This is a genomic window from Pseudomonas sp. PDM26, assembly GCF_019219185.1.
Classification (GTDB): Bacteria; Pseudomonadota; Gammaproteobacteria; order Pseudomonadales; family Pseudomonadaceae; genus Aquipseudomonas.
The window spans coordinates 50,177-70,954 of sequence record NZ_JAHUWC010000012.1 but is presented as its reverse complement, the minus strand read 5'-3'; the positions used below and the strand labels follow the sequence as shown (position 1 = coordinate 70,954).

Sequence of the window (20,778 nt, the reverse complement as noted above, 5' to 3'; positions counted from 1 at the left end):
CCGACTGCAGTAGTTTTTCAGGAGATGTTTTTCAGGGACTGAAAAGTCCTTCTTCCTTAGGGGTGAAACACCTTGGCCAAGATTCTCGTGGTTACATCCGGCAAGGGTGGTGTGGGTAAGACCACCACCAGCGCCGCTATCGGTACCGGCCTCGCTTTGCGCGGCCACAAAACAGTTATCGTCGACTTCGACGTGGGTTTGCGTAACCTCGACCTGATCATGGGCTGCGAGCGCCGCGTGGTGTATGACTTCGTCAACGTGGTCAACGGCGAAGCCAACCTGCAACAGGCCCTGATCAAAGACAAGCGCCTGGAAAACCTCTACGTGCTGGCCGCCAGCCAGACCCGCGATAAAGACGCGCTGACCGTCGAAGGCGTGGAAAAAGTCCTGATGCAACTCAAGGAAGACTTTGAGTTCGTGGTCTGCGACTCCCCGGCAGGCATCGAGAAAGGCGCCCACCTGGCCATGTACTTCGCCGATGAAGCGATCGTCGTGACCAACCCGGAAGTCTCCTCGGTACGAGATTCGGACCGCATGCTCGGCCTGCTGGCCAGCAAGTCCCGTCGTGCCGAACGCGGCGAAGACCCGATCAAGGAACACCTGCTGATTACCCGTTATCACCCGGAACGTGTGAGCAAAGGCGAAATGCTCGGCGTAGAAGACGTCAAGGAAATCCTTTCGGTGGCCCTGCTCGGCGTGATCCCTGAATCCCAGGCGGTGCTCAAGGCATCCAACCAGGGTGTTCCGGTGATTCTCGACGACCAGAGCGATGCCGGCCAAGCCTACAGCGATACCGTTGACCGCCTGCTGGGCAAGACCGTGGATCATCGATTCCTTGATGTACAGAAGAAGGGATTCTTCGAGCGCCTGTTTGGAGGCAACTAAGCAATGAACCTTTTTGACTTCTTTCGTGCCAACAAAAAGCAAAGCACCGCGTCGGTAGCGAAAGAGCGTCTACAGATCATCGTGGCGCACGAACGCGGCCAACGCAGCACCCCGGACTACCTGCCGGCCTTGCAGAAAGAATTGGTCGAGGTGATCCGCAAGTACGTCAATATCGGGTCCGATGACGTGCATGTCGCACTGGAAGCCCAGGGCAGCTGCTCGATTCTGGAACTCAACATCACCCTGCCTGATCGCTGAGTCGATTCGCCAGGAGCCACGGAGGCTCGGGTTTCCAACCTTGGCGTAGGAGCTGCCGCAGGCTGCGATCTTTTGACTTTGTTTTAAGAACAAGATCAAAAGATCGCAGCCTGCGGCAGCTCCTGCACGGGGATCAGGGAAGCCCGAGCCGCCGTTGGCGTTTGTTACGAGGCTGTTTTAATGCCGTTGTCCAACATCCACATCATCCATCAGGATGCCGCCGTACTGGTGGTGAACAAACCGACCCTGTTGCTCTCCGTCCCCGGCCGGGCCGATGACAACAAGGACTGCCTGATTACCCGTCTGCAAGAAAACGGCTACCCGGAAGCGCGCATCGTCCATCGGCTGGACTGGGAGACTTCCGGCATTATCCTGCTGGCCCGCGACCCGGATACCCATCGCGAGCTGTCCCGGCAATTTCACGACCGGGAAACCGAAAAGGCCTACACCGCCCTGTGTTGGGGCCAGCCGGAACTGGACAGCGGCAGTATCGACCTGCCCTTGCGCTACGACCCGCCGACCAAGCCACGGCATGTGGTCGATCACGAATTCGGCAAACATGCGCTGACCTTCTGGCGCGTGCTCGAACGTTGCAGCGACTGGTGCCGCGTTGAGCTGACACCGATCACCGGCCGCTCCCACCAGTTGCGCGTGCACATGCTCTCGATTGGTCATCCACTGCTGGGTGACGGGCTCTATGCCCATGAACAGGCTTTGGCGGCCTGGCCACGCCTGTGCCTGCACGCCAGCATGCTCAGCTTCACCCACCCGCAGACCGGTGAGCGCCTGCGCTTCGAGTGCCCGGCGCCGTTCTAAGCGAAAGCGAACCCTGTAGGAGCGAGCTAGCTCGCGATGATCCCGAGAACGCCACGGGGCGCCAGGCTTCCCGCGTTATCGTTGACGACCATCGCGAGCTAGCTCGCTCCTACAGGGGATTGCGCCACTCCACCCGCACTCCACCGCCAATTCAATGGCCAATACGTTAAACTGGCGCCACTGCTGTCTGGAGCTACTTTATGCGCGAAGAGTTGAACCAAGGCCTGATCGATTTCCTCAAGGCCTCCCCTACCCCGTTCCATGCCACCGCCAGCCTTGTTCAGCGCCTGGAAGCGGCGGGCTATCAACGCCTCGACGAGCGTGAGCCGTGGAATACCGAAGCCAACGGTCGCTACTACGTCACCCGCAACGACTCTTCGATTGTCGCGATCAAAATGGGCCGCCATTCACCGTTACACGGTGGCATTCGCCTGGTCGGCGCCCACACCGACAGCCCGTGCCTGCGGGTCAAGCCGCAACCGGAACTGCAACGCCAGGGCTTCTGGCAATTGGGCGTCGAAGTGTATGGCGGCGCGCTGCTGGCGCCGTGGTTCGACCGTGACCTGTCTCTGGCGGGCCGCGTAACCTTCCGTCGTGATGGCAAGGTCGAAAGCCAGTTGATCGACTTCAAGGCTCCGGTCGCGATCATTCCGAACCTGGCGATTCACCTCAACCGTGAAGCCAACATGGGCTGGGCCATCAACGCCCAGACCGAATTACCGCCGATCCTCGCGCAATTTGCCGGTGACGAGCGCGTGGACTTCCGCGCGGTGCTCACCGATCAACTGGCCCGCGAACACGGCCTGAATGCCGACGTGGTGCTCGATTACGAGCTGAGTTTCTACGACACCCAAAGCGCGGCGGTCATTGGCTTGCATGGCGACTTCATCGCCGGCGCGCGCCTGGACAACCTGCTGTCGTGCTACGCCGGCCTGCAAGCGCTGCTGACGACCGACACCGACGAAACCTGCGTGCTGGTCTGCAACGACCACGAAGAGGTCGGTTCCTGCTCGGCGTGCGGTGCCGACGGCCCGATGCTCGAGCAAACCTTGCGTCGCCTGCTGCCTGAAGGTGATGAATTGGTACGCACCATTCAGAAATCCCTGCTGGTTTCGGCTGACAACGCCCACGGCGTACACCCCAACTACGCCGACAAACACGATGCCAACCACGGCCCGAAACTCAACGCCGGCCCGGTGATCAAGGTCAACAGCAACCAGCGCTACGCCACCAACAGCGAAACCGCCGGGTTTTTCCGTCACCTGTGCATGGCTGAAGAAGTGCCGGTGCAGAGTTTCGTGGTGCGCAGCGACATGGGCTGTGGTTCGACCATCGGCCCGATCACCGCCAGCCACCTGGGCGTGCGCACCGTGGACATCGGCCTGCCGACGTTCGCCATGCACTCGATCCGCGAATTGTGCGGCAGCCATGACCTGGCGCATCTGGTCAAGGTGCTGAGCGCGTTCTACGCCTGCCGCGAGTTGCCGTAACCTGGAGCAATGCTGAAGGCGAGTCACCTTTGTGGCGAGGGAGCTTGCTCCCGCTCGACTGCGCAGCAGTCGCAGATCCGTTGCATGCGATCTTCCTGAAAGATCGCCTTAGCTGGTTTTGGGGCTGCTTCGCAGCCCAACGGGAGCAAGCTCCCTCGCCACAATAAATGCGCTGCGCACGACTCACTTCTGATACACATCACACCAGCTGCTTCAAAAGCCGCCTAGACTTCAAGCATCCCTTCGACAAGGCCGTCACCATGATCTCGATGTCTACCTTCCACGCCATGCTGATCCCGATCCTTGCCGGGATGATCATGCTGGCCGTCGGCTTCAACTTCCGCGATAAAAACGCCGGCGTGTTCGGCATGTGGATCGGCATGCTGACCATTCTCGCAACCGTGGTGATCAAGATCCTCGCCAAACTCAACGAATAATTCATCGCCCTTGGCTCGCATTGATTTTGACAGGCTCGTACACTCGGCCGATCCGCTCCCTGCGAGGTTGACCGCCTAGTGTTCGCTCGTCTTTTTGCCCTGCCGTGTATTTTCCTTGCCTGCCTGATGGCGCTGCTGTCAGTGGCGCCTGCCCAGGCGGCCGGCCTGCCAGGCCTGCTCGGCAGCCAGGCCAAGACCCAGCCCGAAGCACAGGAACCGCTGGGGCAATCCCTGGACGAAGTGATCAAGTCTCTGGAGAACGATCAGCAACGCACCAAGCTGCTGACCGATCTGAAAAAGCTCCGTGACACCACCAAAAAGGCTCAACCAACGACCGAGGAAGGCGTGCTGGGCCTGATTGGCGGAACCCTGTCCAACATCGAGAAGAAATTTTCCGGCGACGACAGTCCGCTCACGCGCTGGTCCAGTGAGTTCGACCAGGCCAGGGAAGAACTGGTGGCGCTGGCGCTGCCGACCAATGAATGGCTGCCCATGCTGTTCGCCTTTGCCATGATCCTGATGGTCTGGAGCCTGCTGGCCGCCGCCCTGATCTGGATCAGCCATCGCGTGCGGATGCGTTTCGGCCTGACCGAAGAACTGCCGCAACATCCCAGGGCCCTCGACATGTTGCGCTTCGCCTTGCGCAAACTCGGGCCATGGCTGATCGCTCTGGTGATCACGGTCTACATGAGCTACGCCCTGCCCTCGTCCCTGGGCAAGAGCCTGGCGATGGTGCTGGCCTATGCATTGGTGGTCGGCACCTGCTTCTCGGCCATCTGCGTGATTGCCTTTTCCCTGCTCGACGGCCCGCACCGCCACCGTGCCCTGTACATCCTGCGGCACCAAGCGTTTCGGCCGCTGTGGCTGATCGGCAGCTTCGCCGCGTTTGGCGAAGCGCTGAGCGACCCGCGACTGGTCGACAGCCTCGGCAGCCATCTGTCCCATACCGCTGCGACTGTCGCCAATGTCCTGGCAGCGCTGTCCACAGGGCGATTCATCCTGCGCTTCCGCCGACCGATCGCTCACCTGATCCGCAATCAGCCGCTGTCCCGGCGCCTGACCCGCCGTGCCCTCAATGACACCCTGTCGATCCTCGGCACCTTCTGGTACGTGCCGGCGTTGGTGCTGGTGGCCATCTCCCTGTTCGCCACCTTTATTTCCGCTGGCGACACCAGCACAGCCCTGCGCCAGTCGCTGATCTGCACCGTTTTGCTGGTGTTGTGCATGGTCATCAACGGTCTGGTACGCCGCTACGCCCTCAATCCCCAGCAAGGCATCCGGCGTTACGCCGTGTATTCGGAACGGCTGAAGAACTTTTTCTACGCCATCGTTCATCTGCTGGTGTGGCTGGCCTTCATCGAGCTTGGCCTGCGGGTCTGGGGCATGTCGTTGATCCGCTTCACCGAAGGCGACGGCCACGAAGTCAGCGTCAAACTGTTCAGCCTCGCCGGCACGCTGCTGTTCGCCTGGCTGATCTGGATTCTCAGCGACACCGCCGTGCATCACGCGCTGACCCGCTCGCGCAAAGGCCTGGCCAATGCCCGCGCACAGACGATGATGCCGCTGATCCGCAACGTGCTGTTTGTGGCGATTTTCATCATCGCGCTGATCGTTGCCCTGGCGAACATGGGCATGAACGTCACGCCACTGCTGGCCGGTGCCGGTGTGATCGGTCTGGCCATCGGTTTTGGTGCACAGTCGCTGGTAGCCGACCTGATTACCGGGTTGTTCATCATCATCGAAGACTCCCTGGCCATCGACGACTACGTGGATGTCGGCGGCCACCTCGGCACGGTCGAAGGCCTGACCATCCGCACCGTGCGCCTGCGGGACATCGACGGCATCGTCCACACCATTCCATTCAGCGAAATCAAAAGCATCAAGAACTACTCCCGGGAATTCGGTTACGCGATCTTCCGGGTCGCGGTGCCGGCCAGCATGGAGATCGACAACGCAATCAAACTGATGCGCGAAGTTGGTCAGAAAATGCGCACCGACCCGCTGCAACGGCGCAATATCTGGTCGCCACTGGAGTTTCAGGGGGTGGAAAGTTTCGAGTCGGGCAATGCGATCCTTCGCGCCCGCTTCAAGACCGCGCCAATCAAGCAGTGGGAAGTGTCGCGAGCGTTCAATCTGTCACTCAAGCGGCACATGGATGAAGCCGGGCTGGATCTGGCGACACCGCGGATGAGTATTCAGGTGATGACCGCGGGTGGCTCCCCGGAACAACCCCTGTAGGAGCTGCCGCAGGCTGCGATCTTTCAAGAATCAAGATCAAAAGATCGCAGCCTGCGGCAGCTCCTACGAAAAGCAGTATCAGACGACATCCACCCCGACATGAATCGCATCATGCCGCCAGAACTCCAGGTCGCAGTCGATCAATCGTTCATGCTGGTCATAGTTGACCCGGGCAATCCGCAGGCCCGGGCTGCCCACCGACACCTTCAACGCCGCCGCCGCATCCACCGACAACGCCGTGGGCACAATCTCGAAGCGCACCCGCCCGTAGTGCAAGTCGTAATGCCGCGCATACAACTCGGTGATCGACTGATTCAAATCGAAATCGAGGATCCCGGGAAAGTACTGCGGGTTCAGATAGTGCTCCACATACAGCACCAGTCGCCCGTCGATCCGTCGCGAGCGGCAGATCTGGATCACGCTCGACAGCGCTGGCAATTGCAGCCAGGCACAGACCGCCGCCGATGCCGGTTGCAATCGCGCTGAAATCACCTCGGTGGACGGGATCCGCCCCTGGGCGCTGACCATCGCGTGAAAGTGGCTGCGCTGCATGAGGTTGTACGCCAGGCGCGGCGGCGAGACGAACCAGCCGCGCCGCTCCTCGCGGTAAATCTGCCCTTGTGATTCCAACTGCAACAACGCCTCACGCAAAGTGATCCGCGTGGTGCCGAACAGTTCACTGAGCTTGCGTTCGGCCGGCAATTTGCTGCCAGGAGCCAACAGACCGTGGTCGATCTGTTCCTGGAGTACCTGGCCAATGGCTGTTACCGCTTTTGTTGCCTCTTCACGCATCAACGTTTCCTTTCTGGACTAGACCAGCACCAATTCAGGGCAGAACAGCAGCGCAAACCGGCTCATTCAATAGCTGCAAGCGTAGGCAGTGCAGATGACCGAGGTGTGACAAAGGCGCCCAACGGTCGCCACTCCCGGCTTTCAAGAACCTGCAATTCATCGGCCAAGTCCCTTCCCAGCCGGGGCTTTGACCATGGTCTACGCTTAGCAAGCCACCCGCGATACCGCCGAACAAAAAGTCATCCCGGGCGACGAACGACATCAAAGTGTCATCCAGCCCCCTTAAATTGGCTCAGGTATTGCTGACCTAGACCAACACAAACCGCAATCGCAGCGTTGAACACGACCCAAGGAGCTTCGGAATGAAAAAGTTTTTCCTGGCATCACTGTTAGGCTCGACCATCGCAATGTGCACCGCCGCCATGGCGGCCGATGATCTGAAAACCCTGGAAGCCGCTGCAAAAGCGGAAGGCGCCGTCAACAGCGTCGGCATGCCCAATGACTGGGCCAACTGGGCCGGCACCTGGAAAGACCTGAGCGACAAGTACGGCCTCAAGCACATCGACACCGACATGAGTTCGGCCCAGGAAATCGCCAAGTTCGCAGCGGAAAAAGACAACGCCAGCGCCGACATCGGCGACGTCGGTGCGGCGTTCGGCCCGATCGCGGTCAAGCAAGGCGTGGTCCAGCCTTACAAGCCTTCGACCTGGGATCAGATTCCAGCCTGGGCCAAGGACAAGGACGGCAACTGGGCACTGGCCTACACCGGCACCATCGCGTTCATCGTCAACAAGAAGTTGCTGCACGGTTCCGAAGTGCCGACCAAGTGGGCTGACCTCAAGGGTGGCAAATACAAAGTCTCTATCGGCGACGTGAGCACCGCAGCCCAGGCCGCCAACGGCGTACTCGCCGCGGCACTGGCCAACGGTGGCGACGAGAAAAACCTCAAGCCTGCCCTGGATCTGTTCGCCGACATCGCCAAGCAGGGTCGCCTGTCGATGTCCAACCCGGTCATTGGTGCCATGGAAAAAGGCGAAATCGAAGTCGGCGTGGTCTGGGACTTCAACGGCCTGAGCTACAAGGCCAAGATGGCCAATCCGGATGATTACGTGGTGCTGATCCCGTCCGACGGCTCGGTGATTTCCGGCTACACCACCATCATCAACAAGTACGCGAAAAACCCGAACGCCGCCAAGCTGTCCCGCGAATACATCTTCAGCGACGCCGGCCAGATCAACCTGGCCAAGGGCAATGCCCGTCCGATCCGTGCCGAGCACCTGACCCTGCCAGCCGAGGTGCAGGCCAAGCTGCTGCCTAACGAGCAGTACAAGAAGGTCACACCGATCAAGGACGCGGACGCCTGGGAAAAGACCTCCAAGGCCCTTCCGCAGAAGTGGCAGGAAGAAGTCATCATCAATATGCAGTAATGCTGCATCCGTAGGAGCTGCCGCAGGCTGCGATCTTTTGATTTTGCTTTTCATAGGCAAGGTCCAAAGATCGCAGCCTGCGGCAGCTCCTACGCCATCCGGTTTTGATTGCGGAGTCCTATCCCCTATGAAGCACAACGTCATCCTTGTCGTGCTCGACGGCCTCAACCATGAGGTCGCCCGCCACGCCATGGGGCACCTGCAGGCTTACGTCGGCGCCGGACGCGCCGCACTCTACAAACTGGAGTGCGAGTTGCCGGCCCTGTCCCGCCCGCTGTACGAATGCATCCTGACCGGCGTTGCGCCCATCGACAGCGGCATTGTCCACAACAATGTCTCGCGCCTGTCCAACCAGCGCAGTATCTATCACTACGCCACCGACGCAGGTCTTGTGACTGCCGCAGCGGCTTATCACTGGGTCAGCGAGCTGTACAACCGTTCGCCCTTCGTGGCGGCCCGGGATCGCCACACCGATGATCCGCAACTGCCGATCCAGCATGGGCATTTCTACTGGAACGATCACTACCCCGATTCGCACCTGTTCGCCGACGCTGAAAGCCTGCGCCTGCGCCATGCGCCGAACTTCCTGTTGATCCACCCGATGAACATCGACGACGCCGGGCACAAGCACGGCCTCGACACCCCGCAGTACCGCAACAGTGCCCGCTCGGCCGACATCATCCTGGCCGACTACCTGCAAGGCTGGCTCGATGCCGGCTATCAGGTGCTGGTCACCGCCGACCATGGCATGAACAACGACCGCTCCCACAACGGCCTGCTGCCGGAAGAACGTGAGGTGCCGCTGTTCGTTCTCGGTGATGCATTCAGCCTCAACGTGGACGCCGCGCCGAAACAGACCGAGATCTGCGGCACCGTCTGCGAATTGCTGGGCGTGCCCCACGACAAACCGGTCTGCCGGGAGTTGTTGAAGTGAACTCCATGACCCGCAGTAAATGGCTCGCCGCCCTGTGCCTGCTCCCGTTCGCGCTGTTCTTCATCGTATTCGAGATCGCACCGCTGACCTGGGTGATGATCAACAGCCTGCAATCGGAAGAATTCGGCTGGGGCCTGGCCAACTTCAGCAAAATCTTCAGCTCGAAGTTCTACCTGCAGGCCATCCAGTACAGCCTTGAGATCAGCTTCTGGTCCAGCGTGTTCGGGATCTTCATCGCGATACTGGGCGCCTACTCCCTGCGCCGGGTCGATTCGAAACTGCGCAACTTCGTCAATGCCTTCGCCAACATGACCAGCAACTTCGCCGGCGTGCCCCTGGCCTTTGCGTTCATCATTTTGCTCGGCTTCAACGGCAGCTTCACCATCATGCTCAAGCAGGCCGGCATCATTCAGGATTTCAACCTGTACTCGAAAACCGGACTGATCATCCTCTACACCTACTTCCAGATCCCTCTCGGCGTACTGCTGCTGTACCCGGCCTTCGATGCCTTGCGCGAAGACTGGCGCGAGTCCGCCGCGCTGCTCGGTGCCAGTGGTTGGCAGTTCTGGCGGCACATCGGTCTGCCGGTGCTGACACCGGCGCTGCTCGGCACCTTCGTGATCCTGCTGGCCAACGCCCTCGGCGCCTACGCCACGGTGTACGCACTGACCACCGGCAACTTCAACGTGCTGCCGATCCGCATCGCGGCGATGGTGTCCGGCGACATTTCCCTGGACCCGAACCTGGCCAGCGCCCTGGCCGTGGTGCTGGTGGCCTTGATGACCCTGGTGACCATCGTGCATCAGTTGCTGTTGAAGAGGAGTTACCATGTCTCGCGCTGAACTGGGACCTGTCGGTGTCTACCACCGCATCGTGGTGTACCTGCTGTTTGCCATCCTGCTGTTGCCGCTGGCCGGCACGCTGATCTACTCGATCGCCAGTAGTTGGTCGGCGACCATACTGCCCAGTGGCTTCACCCTCAAGTGGTACATCCAGCTGTGGAGCGATCCACGCTTCCTGGATGCGTTCGGGCAATCGTTGCTGGTCTGCGTCGGTTCGTTGATCCTTTCCGTGGTGCTGATTCTGCCACTGCTGTTCGTGGTGCATTACCACTTCCCGAAACTCGACGCGCTGATGAATATCCTGATCCTGCTGCCCTTCGCCGTGCCGCCGGTGGTGTCGTCGGTGGGGCTGTTGCAGCTCTACGGCTCCGGACCGTTCGCCATGGTCGGGACGCCGTGGATCCTGATCGGTTGCTACTTCACCGTGGCGCTGCCGTTCATGTACCGGGCGATCACCAACAACCTGCAAGCGATCAACCTGCGCGACCTGATGGACGCCGCCCAATTGCTCGGCGCCAGCACCTTCCAGGCGGCTTTCCTGGTGGTGCTGCCGAACCTGCGCAAGGGCCTGATGGTGGCACTGCTGCTGTCGTTCTCGTTCCTGTTCGGTGAGTTCGTGTTCGCCAACATCCTCGTGGGCACCCGCTACGAAACACTGCAGGTCTACCTCAACAACATGCGCAACAGCAGCGGTCATTTCACCAGTGCGCTGGTGATTTCCTACTTCTTCTTTGTGCTGGTTCTGACCTGGATCGCCAATATCTTGAACAAGGACAAAAGCGAATGAGCTATGTCAGCGTCCAACATCTTCAGAAAAACTACGCGGGCACCACGGTGTTCAGCGACATCAATTGCGAAGTCCGCAAAGGCGAATTCGTCACCCTGCTCGGCCCATCCGGCTGCGGCAAATCCACCCTGCTGCGCTGCATCGCCGGCCTGACCTCGGTGGATGGTGGCAAGATCCTCCTGGACAATCAGGACATCGTGCCCCTGAGCCCGCAAAAACGCGGAATCGGCATGGTGTTCCAGAGCTATGCCCTGTTCCCCAACATGAGCGTGGAGCAAAACGTCGCCTTCGGCCTGCGTATGCAGAAGGTCAACGCCGACGACAGTCAGAAGCGCGTCGCCGAAGTGTTGAAACTGGTGGAACTGAACGACTTCACCTCGCGTTATCCGCATCAATTGTCCGGCGGCCAATGCCAGCGCGTGGCTCTCGCCCGCTCGTTGGTGACCCGCCCGCGTCTGTTGCTGCTCGACGAACCGTTGTCGGCCCTGGACGCGCGGATTCGCAAGCACCTGCGCGAACAGATCCGTCAGATCCAGCGCGAGCTGGGCTTGACCACGATTTTCGTCACACACGATCAGGAAGAAGCCCTGACCATGTCTGACCGGATTTTCCTGATGAATCAGGGAAAGATCGTACAAAGCGGCGACGCCGAAACCCTCTACACCGCGCCGGTGGATGTGTTCGCCGCCGGGTTTATCGGCAACTACAACCTGCTGGATGCCGACAGTGCTTCGAAGCTGTTGCAGCGACCGATCAGCAAGCGCATCGCCATCCGCCCGGAAGCCATCGAACTGAGCCTCAATGGCGAACTGGAAGCGCAGGTGCGTAGCCACAGCCTGCTGGGCAACGTGATTCGCTACCGGATCGAAGCCCGGGGCGTGGAATTGGTTGTGGACGTTCTGAACCGCTCGGCGGCCGACCTGCATCCCGACGGTCAACGTCTGGCGCTTTCCATCGATCCGACGGCCCTGTGTGAGGTAGCCTGATGACTTTGCTGACGCTGAAGAGAGAACTGCACTGATGGCCCTGGCAATTTTTGATCTGGACGAAACCCTGATCCACGGCGACTGCGCCACCCTTTGGAGCGAACAGATGGGCCGCCTGGGCTGGGTCGATCCCGAATCGTTCATGCGGCAGAACAACGAGCTGATGGATGCCTACAGCCACGGCAAATTGCGCATGGAGGATTACATGACCTTCAGCCTGGAGCCGATGATCGGCCGCACGCCGCAAGAGGTCGAGCATCTGGTTGGCCCATGGGTGGAAGACTTCATCGAACCGATCATCTTCAGCGATGCCACCAAAGCCATCGCCGCCCACCGCAAGGCCGGCGACCGGATTCTGGTGATATCCGCTTCGGGCACCCACCTGGTCGGCCCCATCGCCGAGCGACTGGGCATCGACGAGATACTGGGCATCGAACTGGAAGTCGCCCACGGCGTTTACACCGGTCACACCGTTGGCACCCTGACCTACCGCGAAGGCAAGATCACCCGCTTGCTGGAATGGCTGGATGCAGAGGAGGAAAACCTCGAAGGCGCGAGCTTCTATTCCGACTCACGCAACGACTTGCCGCTGTTGCTGAAAGTGGACTTTCCGCATGTGGTGAACCCGGATCCAGTGCTGCGCGAGCAGGCTGAAAAGGCTGGCTGGCCGATACATCTCTGGAAGTAACCGAAAAGATCGCAGCCTGCGGCAGCTCCTACATGGGAATGCAATCTCCTGTAGGAGCTGCCGCAGGCTGCGATCTTTTCAAAGCCAACCCGATATCAGCTCAAGCTTTCATCAATCACCAACACCACCTTCCCCGCCACGGTGTTGCTTGCCAGTTCGGCAAACGCCGCCTCGGCATCCTTGATCGGAAAAGCTTTGGCCAGTTGCGGGCTCAAGCGCCCCTCAGCGAACAACGGCCACACGTGCTGACTCAGATCGCTGAACAGATCGGCCTTGAATTGCTCATCACGACTGCGCAGGGTCGAGCCCAGTAACTGCACACGCTTGGCCAGCACCTGGGCCAGATCCAGCTTGGCCTCGCGACCGCCCATCAGGCCGATCAACACCCAACGGCCATCCTGCGCGAGCAGCTTGAGGTTCAATGCCGCGTAATTACCACCCACCGGGTCGAGAATCACGTCGAACGGCCCCAGATCCCGCAGACTCTCCAGATCGCCATTGCGCACCACGCCGCCCTGGGCGCCCAGCGCTTCGCAGTACGCCAGTCGCTCGGCGGAGCCGACGCTGACCCAGCACGGGTTACCGAAGGCCTTGCACAGCTGAATAGCCGCTGAACCAATTCCACTTGCTCCGGCGTGCAGCAGAACTTTCTGACCCGGCTTGAGCGCAGCCAGTTGAAACAAATTCAGCCAGACCGTTGCATAGACTTCGGGCAGTGCTGCCGCTTCGACCAGTGATACTCCATCGGGAACCGGCAGCACGTGCCGCCCGTCGACAACCACTTCTTCGGCCATGCCGCCCCCGGCCAGCAAGGCGCAAACCCGATCACCAATCTGCCAGGAGGACCCGGCGCCCACCTCGCTGATCACGCCCGAGCACTCTAGACCAAGCACTTGGCTGGCCCCTGGCGGCGGCGGATAAAGCCCGGCTTTCTGTAATAAATCGGCGCGATTGAGGCCCGCTGCCGACACTCGAATACGAACTTGTCCTACATCACATGCAGGACTCGGCTCATCAACCCATACCACTTGACCGTCAACGCCTTGCAATGCTTTCACAGTGCCTCCATAGTGAGTCTGGACTGAGCCCGAAGCTATAGCGCCGGGCTTTTTGCATTATGCGACCGGCTCCCAAAGAGCCGGCGACTTCAAAGACGGCCTAATATGCGTTATCAATTGTCCCCGCGTCGAATCAGCATGAAGCATCTGTTCCCCAGCACTGCCCTCGCCTTATTCATCGGTATCGGCTTGCTGCCGATGTCGAGCAATACATTCGCAGCCAATAGCTGGGACAAGCTTCAACCCGATCGTGACGAAGTGATCGCCAGTCTGAACGTCGTGGAGTTGCTCAAACGCCACCACTACAGCAAGCCACCACTCGATGACGCGCGCTCGGTGATCATCTACGACAGCTACCTCAAGCTGCTGGATCCGTCGCGCAGCTACTTCATGGCCAGCGACATTGCCGAATTCGACAAGTGGAAGACGCAGTTCGACGACTTCCTCAAGAGTGGCGACCTGAACGCCGGGTTCACCATCTACAAGCGCTACCTGGACCGCGTAAAGGCGCGTCTGGACTTCGCCCTTGCCGAGCTGGGCAAAGGCGTCGACAAGATCGACTTCACCACCAAGGAAACCTTGCTGATCGACCGCAAGGACGCCCCTTGGCTCAAATCCACCGCAGAACTCGACGACCTGTGGCGCAAACGCGTCAAGGATGAAGTGCTGCGGATGAAGATCGCCGGCAAAGAGCCCAAGCAGATCCAGGAAACCCTGACCAAGCGCTACAAGAACCAGTTGGCACGCCTGGACCAGACCCGCGCGGAAGACATCTTCCAGGCGTACATCAATACCTTCGCCATGTCCTACGACCCGCACACCAACTATCTGTCGCCGGATAACGCGGAGAACTTCGACATCAACATGAGCCTGTCCCTCGAGGGCATCGGCGCCGTGTTGCAGAGCGATAACGACCAGGTGAAAGTCGTACGCCTGGTGCCGGCAGGTCCGGCGGACAAGACCAAGCAGGTTGCACCGGCCGACAAGATCATCGGCGTTGCCCAGGGCAACAAGGAAATGGTCGATGTGGTGGGCTGGCGCCTGGACGAAGTGGTCAAGCTGATCCGTGGCCCGAAAGGCACCATTGTGCGCCTGGAAGTCATCCCGGCCAGCAATGCGCCGAACGACCAGACCACCAAGATCGTGCCGATCACCCGTGAAGCGGTGAAGCTTGAAGACCAGGCCGTGAAGAAATCGGTACTGAACCTGAAGCAGGACGGCAAAGACTACAAGCTCGGCATTATCGAAATCCCGGCGTTCTATCTGGACTTCAAGGCCTTCCGTGCCGGCGATCCGGATTACAAGAGCACCACCCGCGACGTCAAGAAACTGCTGACCGAGTTGCAAAAAGAGAAAGTCGACGGCGTGGTCATCGACCTGCGTAACAACGGCGGCGGTTCCTTGCAAGAGGCCACCGAGCTGACCAGCCTGTTCATCGACAAAGGCCCGACCGTGCTCGTGCGTAACGCCGATGGCCGCGTCGATGTCCTGGAAGATGAAAACCCGGGTGCATTCTACAAAGGCCCGATGGCATTGCTGGTCAACCGCTTGTCCGCCTCGGCATCGGAGATTTTTGCCGGCGCCATGCAGGACTACCACCGCGCACTGATCATTGGTGGCCAGACCTTCGGCAAAGGCACCGTGCAGACCATTCAGCCGCTCAACCATGGCGAACTGAAACTGACCCTGGCCAAGTTCTACCGGGTTTCCGGGCAGAGCACCCAGCATCAGGGCGTCTTGCCGGACATCGATTACCCGTCGATCATCGACACCAAGGAAATCGGTGAAAGCGCCCTGCCGGAAGCCATGCCATGGGACACCATCAAGGCCGCCATCAAGCCTGCAATGGATCCGTTCAAGCCGTACATTTCGCAGCTCAAGTCCGAGCATGACGTGCGTACAGCCAAGGATGCAGAGTTCGTGTTCATCCGCGACAAGCTGGCCCTGGCGCAGAAACTGATGTTGGAAAAAACCGTCAGCCTCAATGAAGCCGAGCGTCGTGCCCAACACGCAGACATTGAAGCCAAACAGCTGACCATGGAAAACATCCGTCGCAAGGCCAAGGGTGAAGAACCACTCAAAGAGCTGAAGAAAGAAGACGAGGACGTTATTGCGGCCGAAGCTGACAAGACCAAACCGGAAGACGATGCCTACCTCAGCGAAACCGGGCGGATTCTGCTGGATTACCTGAAACTCAACACGGCAGTGGCCAAGCACTGAGTTTTTACAAACAGCTGATGGCAATTTAATGCTGACGCCCCCGGAGCGTCATCAAACAGTCATCGTTCTGTCGTGAAATAAAGGACCGGGCGTGCTCTTTACCAAGGGCACGCCCGGTCCTTTATTTATCGCCAGAGATCGCCATGACCACAACCGAACAGCTGAGTGCATTGAGCTCAATCCTGACTCAAAGCGGTTTGCACAGCCTGTTCCAACCGATCATCAGCCTCTCTGAACGGCGAATTCTCGGCTACGAAGCCCTCAGTCGCGGCCCGTCCAACAACCCTCTGCACTCCCCTGTCGCCCTGTTCGCCGTCGCCCGTCAGGCCGGACGTCTGAGCGAGCTGGAAATTGCCTGCCGCGAGAGCGCTTGCCGAAGCTTCAATGAACAGCAATTGCCTGGCCTGTTGTTCCTTAACGTATCCCCGGAATCCCTGCTTGAAGCGGCCCATCAACCGGGGCGCACCTTGCAACTGCTGCAAGACTTCGGCATCCCTGCGAGCCAGGTGGTCATCGAGTTGACTGAACAAACGCCAACGGATGATTTCCAGCTGCTACAAACCGCCCTGCATCACTATCGGGCGATGGGGTTTTCGATTGCACTGGATGATCTGGGGGCGGGCTATTCGAGTTTGCGGTTGTGGTCTGAACTGCGGCCGGATTACGTGAAAATTGACCGGCACTTCATTGATGGCATTCATCAGGATGCGCTCAAGCGAGAATTCGTCGGTTCGATCCTGCAAATCGCCAAGGCCTCGCGGGCGCAAGTCATCGCCGAAGGTATCGAACTACCGGAAGAGCTCACGGTGCTGACCGAAATGGGCGTGGACCTGGTGCAGGGCTATCTGCTCTGCCGCCCCCAGGAACACCCACCGCGGGATGCCCGGGCAATGACGCCCCGACAGGACAGCATCGCCGTTGTACTGTGCGAGGACGGCAGTGACCTCAGCGCCCTGCTCAACGAGCAACCCGCGGTGAACCGCGACACCCCGACCGCCACGGTGCTCGAAGCCTTTCGCCGCCAGGTCAACCTGAACTCGCTGGCGGTCCTGGATGAACAGAGTCAGCCCTGCGGCATTGTTCATCGTCATTCGCTCTCCGACGTCCTGCTCAAGCCCTTTGCCACCGACCTGTTCGCCCGCAAACCGATCAGCCGCTTGATGAGCGATGACTTCCTCGCCGTCGAGCTGAGTCAGTCACTGCAACAAGTCAGCCGCCGGATCACCAGCCGTGCCCGCCAGCGCATCGAAGAAGATTTCATCATCACGCTCAATGGCGGCTATCTCGGGCTTGGCCGGGTGATTGACGTGCTCAAGTTGATTACGGAACTGAAGATCCAGCAGGCCCGCTACGCCAACCCGCTGACCTTGCTCCCGGGCAACGTGCCGATCCAGCAATGCCTGACACGGCTGCTGCAACAGCAACGGGAATCGGTGATCTGCTACGTGGACATCGACAATTTCAAGCCTTTCAACGACATCTACGGCTACGGCCGCGGCGACGAAGTCCTGCTGTGCCTGGCGCAATGCCTGAACGACCGCGTCGACCCGGCCCGCGACTTTGTCGGCCACATCGGTGGTGATGACTTCCTGCTGGTGCTCGGCCCGCAAGACTGGCGCAAACGTTTGAACCAGTTGCTCGACGACTTCCAGAGCCAGTGCCGGCGCTTCTACCGCAGCGAACACCTGGAAGCCGGCTGCTTCATCGCACCGAATCGCCAGGGCCAGCGCCAGGAGTTTGCGCTGTTGTCACTGTCGATCGGGGTGGTGCATCTGCATCCACAGGCCTGCGGACAACTCGATGCGAGCCAGTTGGCCGAGATGGCATCACAGGCCAAGCACCATGCGAAGAATGTGCAAGGGTATAGCGTGCATGTGATTGATAGCCTGGTGGTGCCGGAGCCCGAAGGGGTTTGACTGACAGGGCAGCGCTGATTGATCTGACGCCCCCCCTGTAGGAGCTGGCTTGCCAGCGAAGACGCCAGATCAAACAACCTGAATCTCGATTTGATCCCCGCCTATATCCTTCAAGAAAACCCCGCCCACAACCACTGCCCGATCACATCACAACCATCACCCCGCAGCCTTGGGGTTATAAGTCAGGCTCGCGAAACACCAGCTCTTGCAACTTGATCGCCGCCAACGGATGCCCGGCCTTCGCTGCAATCTCCCAGAACCGCACTGCTTCAACCGGGTCCGGAGCCTTGCTCGCCGTCCCGGCCAGGCTGATCACGCCCACTTGATACGCCGCCTTGCCATCGCCCGCCAATGCCGCCAGGCGCAACAAACGTACACCCTCCTCACGAGCACCGAGGCCGACGCCGCGAAACGTCAGGATGTGCCCATAGAAGCTCTGGGCGCCGACATCGCCCAGGTTGGCCATGCGTGCGAACTGACCTTCGAGCCAGCGCCAGCCACGTGGCTGACGGACAAACCACGACCAGTGAAACAACCGGCGCGCGAGCCAGTATCCGGCTCGCGCCTTGAGTCGCAAAAACACTCAGGCCTCGGCCGATTCCGGGTATTCGTACTCGAATACCCGGACCACTTCCGAAGCATGCCAGGACGCGGCGGCAACGCCGTCCGACGGCCCGGAAAAACGCCCGAGACGCTCGACACATTCAAAGAATCCGGTGCGCGGCAAGCGGCTGGCGCCCTGACTGATCACCAGTGAACTGCGCAATGGCTGCTCCGCCCTGGCGTCCAGCGCCGCGAGATGCTCAAGGGCCACTGTCAGGGTTTGCATGGCCGGAGTCGGCAACTGCAAACGTTCCAGTAATGCCCGATAAGTCAGGAGATGGCGCTGACGACGCGCCTGATCCAGTTCGCCCAGCAATCCGTCCCAATGTTGACGACTGATGCGTACGCTCACGATTCATCCCTCCACCCTGGCACCGTCAATTCCCAGGCCAAGCTGCGCCGAATCGCGGCGTCGGGCAGACGCTCGCCACTCTCGATCATGGCCAGGTAAGACGGGCTGATGCCTACCGTGCGGGCCAGCGCCTCGATGGCGATGCCCTTTCCTTCGCGCAAACTGCGTAGTTGATCCAGACCCGGAAGAATCGCGTCTGGTGTTGCCGTCTGAAGCTTCGTGGCCTCAGGCGACGCTTGCTCCTTGATGCCTGCTGCTTTCAGTAACGCCTGATACTGAGCCCATGGCAGAACCGCATATTCGGGCTCGCCTTCGCGTGTAATTATCTGAATATCCATGACTACCCCGTAGGACAACAACACTTAGCGAGTCGGCACTTTTCCCTAGAAGTGTAATCCTAACAGCGGCTAAGGTCGCGGGGGGCATCAATCTGTGAACAGGTCGTAATCGACTCAGTGTTTTTTCGGACCTTGAAGTTGCAGTTGCTCGGGGGTATCAGGCAGGCGCTCAACCACCGCGAGCTTCTCCGGCACCTGCCGTTTGCGCCAGGTGCGGAAGGCATTGAGTTCGTCGTCGAGCACTTTCATAAGCCACGCCAATACCGCGATGTCATCGAGCATGCCGAACACCGGAATGAAATCCGGGATCGCATCCACCGGGCTGAGGAAGTACATCAGGCCCGCGACGACCGAAACCAGCGCCCTGGGGCTGATGGCGCGATATTCACCACGCCAGTAGGCCAGGCAGAGTGCCTGCAGCAGCTTCAAGTCATCCTTGAGCTTGCCCAGTCGGTTGCCTTGGCTCGCAAACTTGCTGGCGACTGCGAACAACAGGGTCGGCAATCGGCCGCGTGCCAGCAGGCGTCCGGCCAGCGGCAGGAAACGAGCGAAATTCCAGGGTGTTTTCATGATGCCTCCCGTTAAAATGTTATCCACACAAATTGTGGATAACCTTGTGAACAGAGCTGCTTTTCATCGCTGTAAGCCCCGTTTTACAAGGCCTGCGTTCAGATCGGGCGTTTTTCACCCATCAAAAAAAACCTATAATTTCATTGACTTGGCGGCCTTGTGCGGCTAATGCCAACGCCTGCTATGCCTGAGACTCCGGCCTGGAGCGTCTGTTCGTTTTGTTTACCCGTGCCAGACGCCAGATGCAACAACGCCCCGCATGAGCGAGGCGTTGTTATCGAAGCAGACGCCGATTACTTGGCTGCGTCGTCTTCTTTTGCCGGATCCTTGATGGCCAGCAGTTCCAGGTCGAATACCAGCACCGAGTTGGCCGGAATCGCCGGGCTCGGGCTTTGAGCGCCGTAAGCCAGATCAGCAGGGATGTACAGTTTGTACTTCTCGCCAACGTGCATCAGTTGCAGGCCTTCGACCCAACCCGGGATCACACCGCTGACTGGCAGATCGATCGGGCTGCCGCGCTCGACGGAACTGTCGAATACGGTGCCATTGGTCAGCTTGCCGGTGTAGTGAACGGTCACTACGTCAGTCGGCTTTGGCTGAGGGCCATCGGCTTTCTGCACGACTTCGTACTGCAAGCCCGAAGCGGTGGTGGTCACGCCGGCTTTCTTGGCGTTTTCTTCGAGGAATTTCTTGCCGGCAGCGGCCGACTCTTCGCTCATCTTGGCCATGCGTTCTTCGGCACGCTTTTGCAGCGCGGCGAACGCCTCAACCAGTTCTTCGTCCTTGAGCTTCTGCTCTTTCTTGCCGACTGCGTCTTCGATGCCCTGGGCTACAGCTTTGGAATCCAGGTCATCCATGCCTTCCTGAGCCAGGCTCTTGCCCATGTTCAGGCCAATGCCGTAGGAAGCTTTTTGCGCCGGAGTTTTCAGCTCTACGCTGGTCTGCGAATCACAACCCGCGAGTACCAGGCCAACCAGGGCCACCGCCGCCGCCAACCGATGCTGTTTCATGCTATTTCCTTGTTCATGCGCCTAAAGGGCAATCGAGTAAAGCCGCGAGCTTATCAGGCCGCCACGACCAATGGCTACCGGCATGAGAGCCGGAAACAATTGATAAGTTCAGGTGTTTAAACGCATTTCAC

Annotated in this window: 21 protein-coding genes; 14 read left to right on the top strand and 7 right to left on the bottom strand. The window is 59.7% G+C overall.

Annotated features, from left to right (window positions below):
• Positions 1 to 72 precede the first annotated feature (72 nt).
• The 6 genes from minD (at position 73) to KW849_RS22310 (ending at position 6,124) form a co-directional block, all read left to right on the top strand.
• Positions 73 to 885 carry a septum site-determining protein MinD gene (minD, locus tag KW849_RS22335; protein WP_060541535.1) on the top strand — a complete coding sequence of 271 codons (813 nt, stop codon included), beginning with the start codon at positions 73 to 75 and terminating at the stop codon, positions 883 to 885.
• Between the two features lie 3 nt (positions 886 to 888).
• On the top strand, positions 889 to 1,143 hold the full coding sequence (gene minE / locus KW849_RS22330) for a cell division topological specificity factor MinE (RefSeq protein WP_218431299.1): 255 nt from the start codon (positions 889 to 891) through the stop codon (positions 1,141 to 1,143).
• A gap of 180 nt (positions 1,144 to 1,323) precedes the next feature.
• Entirely contained in the window at positions 1,324 to 1,959 is a 636-nt protein-coding gene (locus KW849_RS22325) for an RluA family pseudouridine synthase (protein WP_218431298.1), read from the top strand.
• Between the two features lie 200 nt (positions 1,960 to 2,159).
• A complete protein-coding gene (locus KW849_RS22320) occupies positions 2,160 to 3,449 on the top strand; it encodes a M18 family aminopeptidase (protein ID WP_108218994.1) in 1,290 nt (429 codons plus the stop codon).
• Between the two features lie 260 nt (positions 3,450 to 3,709).
• Positions 3,710 to 3,886 (top strand): hypothetical protein, encoded by a 177-nt coding sequence (locus tag KW849_RS22315; RefSeq protein ID WP_218431297.1) that lies wholly within the window; start codon positions 3,710 to 3,712, stop codon positions 3,884 to 3,886.
• 78 nt (positions 3,887 to 3,964) lie between these two features.
• Positions 3,965 to 6,124 (top strand): mechanosensitive ion channel domain-containing protein, encoded by a 2,160-nt coding sequence (locus tag KW849_RS22310; protein ID WP_218431296.1) that lies wholly within the window; start codon positions 3,965 to 3,967, stop codon positions 6,122 to 6,124.
• A gap of 78 nt (positions 6,125 to 6,202) precedes the next feature.
• On the opposite strand, the gene KW849_RS22305 is transcribed toward KW849_RS22310, so the two are convergent.
• A complete protein-coding gene (locus KW849_RS22305) occupies positions 6,203 to 6,916 on the bottom strand; it encodes a UTRA domain-containing protein (protein WP_108218996.1) in 714 nt (237 codons plus the stop codon).
• A 362-nt stretch (positions 6,917 to 7,278) separates the two neighbouring features.
• Between KW849_RS22305 and KW849_RS22300 the strand changes: the two genes are divergently transcribed.
• The 6 genes from KW849_RS22300 to KW849_RS22275 all read left to right on the top strand — a co-directional run bounded on the left by KW849_RS22300 (position 7,279) and on the right by KW849_RS22275 (position 12,580).
• Entirely contained in the window at positions 7,279 to 8,343 is a 1,065-nt protein-coding gene (locus KW849_RS22300) for an ABC transporter substrate-binding protein (protein ID WP_218431295.1), read from the top strand.
• Positions 8,344 to 8,470: 127 nt separating this feature from the next.
• Entirely contained in the window at positions 8,471 to 9,277 is an 807-nt protein-coding gene (locus KW849_RS22295) for an alkaline phosphatase family protein (RefSeq protein ID WP_218431294.1), read from the top strand.
• Between the two features lie 5 nt (positions 9,278 to 9,282).
• Positions 9,283 to 10,119: an ABC transporter permease subunit gene (locus tag KW849_RS22290; protein ID WP_218431293.1), complete on the top strand. Its 837-nt coding sequence runs from the start codon at positions 9,283 to 9,285 to the stop codon at positions 10,117 to 10,119.
• Positions 10,106 to 10,906 (top strand): ABC transporter permease, encoded by an 801-nt coding sequence (locus KW849_RS22285; protein ID WP_218431292.1) that lies wholly within the window; start codon positions 10,106 to 10,108, stop codon positions 10,904 to 10,906. The genes KW849_RS22290 and KW849_RS22285 overlap by 14 nt, the downstream gene beginning before the upstream one ends.
• Entirely contained in the window at positions 10,903 to 11,892 is a 990-nt protein-coding gene (locus KW849_RS22280) for an ABC transporter ATP-binding protein (RefSeq protein WP_218431291.1), read from the top strand. Before KW849_RS22285 ends, KW849_RS22280 begins: the two co-directional genes overlap by 4 nt.
• Positions 11,893 to 11,926: 34 nt before the next feature.
• On the top strand, positions 11,927 to 12,580 hold the full coding sequence (locus KW849_RS22275; protein ID WP_218431290.1) for an HAD family phosphatase: 654 nt from the start codon (positions 11,927 to 11,929) through the stop codon (positions 12,578 to 12,580).
• 95 nt (positions 12,581 to 12,675) lie between these two features.
• On the opposite strand, the gene KW849_RS22270 is transcribed toward KW849_RS22275, so the two are convergent.
• Positions 12,676 to 13,638 (bottom strand): zinc-binding dehydrogenase, encoded by a 963-nt coding sequence (locus KW849_RS22270; RefSeq protein WP_218431289.1) that lies wholly within the window; start codon positions 13,636 to 13,638, stop codon positions 12,676 to 12,678.
• Between the two features lie 138 nt (positions 13,639 to 13,776).
• Here KW849_RS22270 and KW849_RS22265 point away from each other — a divergent pair, with 138 nt between their 5' ends.
• Together KW849_RS22265 and KW849_RS22260 are read left to right on the top strand one after the other, a co-directional pair.
• Complete coding sequence (locus KW849_RS22265; protein WP_218431288.1) at positions 13,777 to 15,858, top strand: carboxy terminal-processing peptidase; 2,082 nt, start codon at positions 13,777 to 13,779, stop codon at positions 15,856 to 15,858.
• Between the two features lie 143 nt (positions 15,859 to 16,001).
• Entirely contained in the window at positions 16,002 to 17,774 is a 1,773-nt protein-coding gene (locus KW849_RS22260) for a bifunctional diguanylate cyclase/phosphodiesterase (RefSeq protein WP_218431287.1), read from the top strand.
• Positions 17,775 to 17,949: 175 nt separating this feature from the next.
• On the opposite strand, the gene KW849_RS22255 is transcribed toward KW849_RS22260, so the two are convergent.
• The 5 genes from KW849_RS22255 to KW849_RS22235 all read right to left on the bottom strand — a co-directional run bounded on the left by KW849_RS22255 (position 17,950) and on the right by KW849_RS22235 (position 20,647).
• A complete protein-coding gene (locus KW849_RS22255; protein ID WP_218431286.1) occupies positions 17,950 to 18,357 on the bottom strand; it encodes a sel1 repeat family protein in 408 nt (135 codons plus the stop codon).
• Positions 18,358 to 18,729 carry a hypothetical protein gene (locus KW849_RS22250; RefSeq protein ID WP_218431285.1) on the bottom strand — a complete coding sequence of 124 codons (372 nt, stop codon included), beginning with the start codon at positions 18,727 to 18,729 and terminating at the stop codon, positions 18,358 to 18,360.
• The gene (locus KW849_RS22245) at positions 18,726 to 19,067 is read right to left on the bottom strand and encodes a helix-turn-helix transcriptional regulator (protein ID WP_218431284.1); all 342 of its coding nucleotides are present in this window, start codon (positions 19,065 to 19,067) and stop codon (positions 18,726 to 18,728) included. Before KW849_RS22245 ends, KW849_RS22250 begins: the two co-directional genes overlap by 4 nt.
• A gap of 114 nt (positions 19,068 to 19,181) precedes the next feature.
• Complete coding sequence (locus KW849_RS22240) at positions 19,182 to 19,637, bottom strand: YkvA family protein (protein WP_218431283.1); 456 nt, start codon at positions 19,635 to 19,637, stop codon at positions 19,182 to 19,184.
• Between the two features lie 293 nt (positions 19,638 to 19,930).
• Positions 19,931 to 20,647, bottom strand: coding sequence for an FKBP-type peptidyl-prolyl cis-trans isomerase (locus tag KW849_RS22235; RefSeq protein ID WP_218431282.1), 717 nt, complete (start codon positions 20,645 to 20,647; stop codon positions 19,931 to 19,933).
• Positions 20,648 to 20,778: the final 131 nt, after the last annotated feature.

Coding starts and splice junctions, on each gene's coding strand:
- KW849_RS22285 (WP_218431292.1), top strand. CDS start 10,106: ATGTCTCGCGCTGAACTGGGACCTGTCGGTGTCTACCACCGCATCGTG.
- KW849_RS22315 (WP_218431297.1), top strand. CDS start 3,710: ATGATCTCGATGTCTACCTTCCACGCCATGCTGATCCCGATCCTTGCC.
- KW849_RS22280 (WP_218431291.1), top strand. CDS start 10,903: ATGAGCTATGTCAGCGTCCAACATCTTCAGAAAAACTACGCGGGCACC.
- KW849_RS22265 (WP_218431288.1), top strand. CDS start 13,777: ATGAAGCATCTGTTCCCCAGCACTGCCCTCGCCTTATTCATCGGTATC.
- KW849_RS22290 (WP_218431293.1), top strand. CDS start 9,283: ATGACCCGCAGTAAATGGCTCGCCGCCCTGTGCCTGCTCCCGTTCGCG.
- KW849_RS22295 (WP_218431294.1), top strand. CDS start 8,471: ATGAAGCACAACGTCATCCTTGTCGTGCTCGACGGCCTCAACCATGAG.
- KW849_RS22325 (WP_218431298.1), top strand. CDS start 1,324: ATGCCGTTGTCCAACATCCACATCATCCATCAGGATGCCGCCGTACTG.
- KW849_RS22245 (WP_218431284.1), bottom strand. CDS start 19,067: ATGGATATTCAGATAATTACACGCGAAGGCGAGCCCGAATATGCGGTT.
- KW849_RS22305 (WP_108218996.1), bottom strand. CDS start 6,916: ATGCGTGAAGAGGCAACAAAAGCGGTAACAGCCATTGGCCAGGTACTC.
- KW849_RS22320 (WP_108218994.1), top strand. CDS start 2,160: ATGCGCGAAGAGTTGAACCAAGGCCTGATCGATTTCCTCAAGGCCTCC.
- KW849_RS22260 (WP_218431287.1), top strand. CDS start 16,002: ATGACCACAACCGAACAGCTGAGTGCATTGAGCTCAATCCTGACTCAA.
- minE (WP_218431299.1), top strand. CDS start 889: ATGAACCTTTTTGACTTCTTTCGTGCCAACAAAAAGCAAAGCACCGCG.
- KW849_RS22240 (WP_218431283.1), bottom strand. CDS start 19,637: ATGAAAACACCCTGGAATTTCGCTCGTTTCCTGCCGCTGGCCGGACGC.
- KW849_RS22275 (WP_218431290.1), top strand. CDS start 11,927: ATGGCCCTGGCAATTTTTGATCTGGACGAAACCCTGATCCACGGCGAC.
- KW849_RS22300 (WP_218431295.1), top strand. CDS start 7,279: ATGAAAAAGTTTTTCCTGGCATCACTGTTAGGCTCGACCATCGCAATG.
- KW849_RS22235 (WP_218431282.1), bottom strand. CDS start 20,647: ATGAAACAGCATCGGTTGGCGGCGGCGGTGGCCCTGGTTGGCCTGGTA.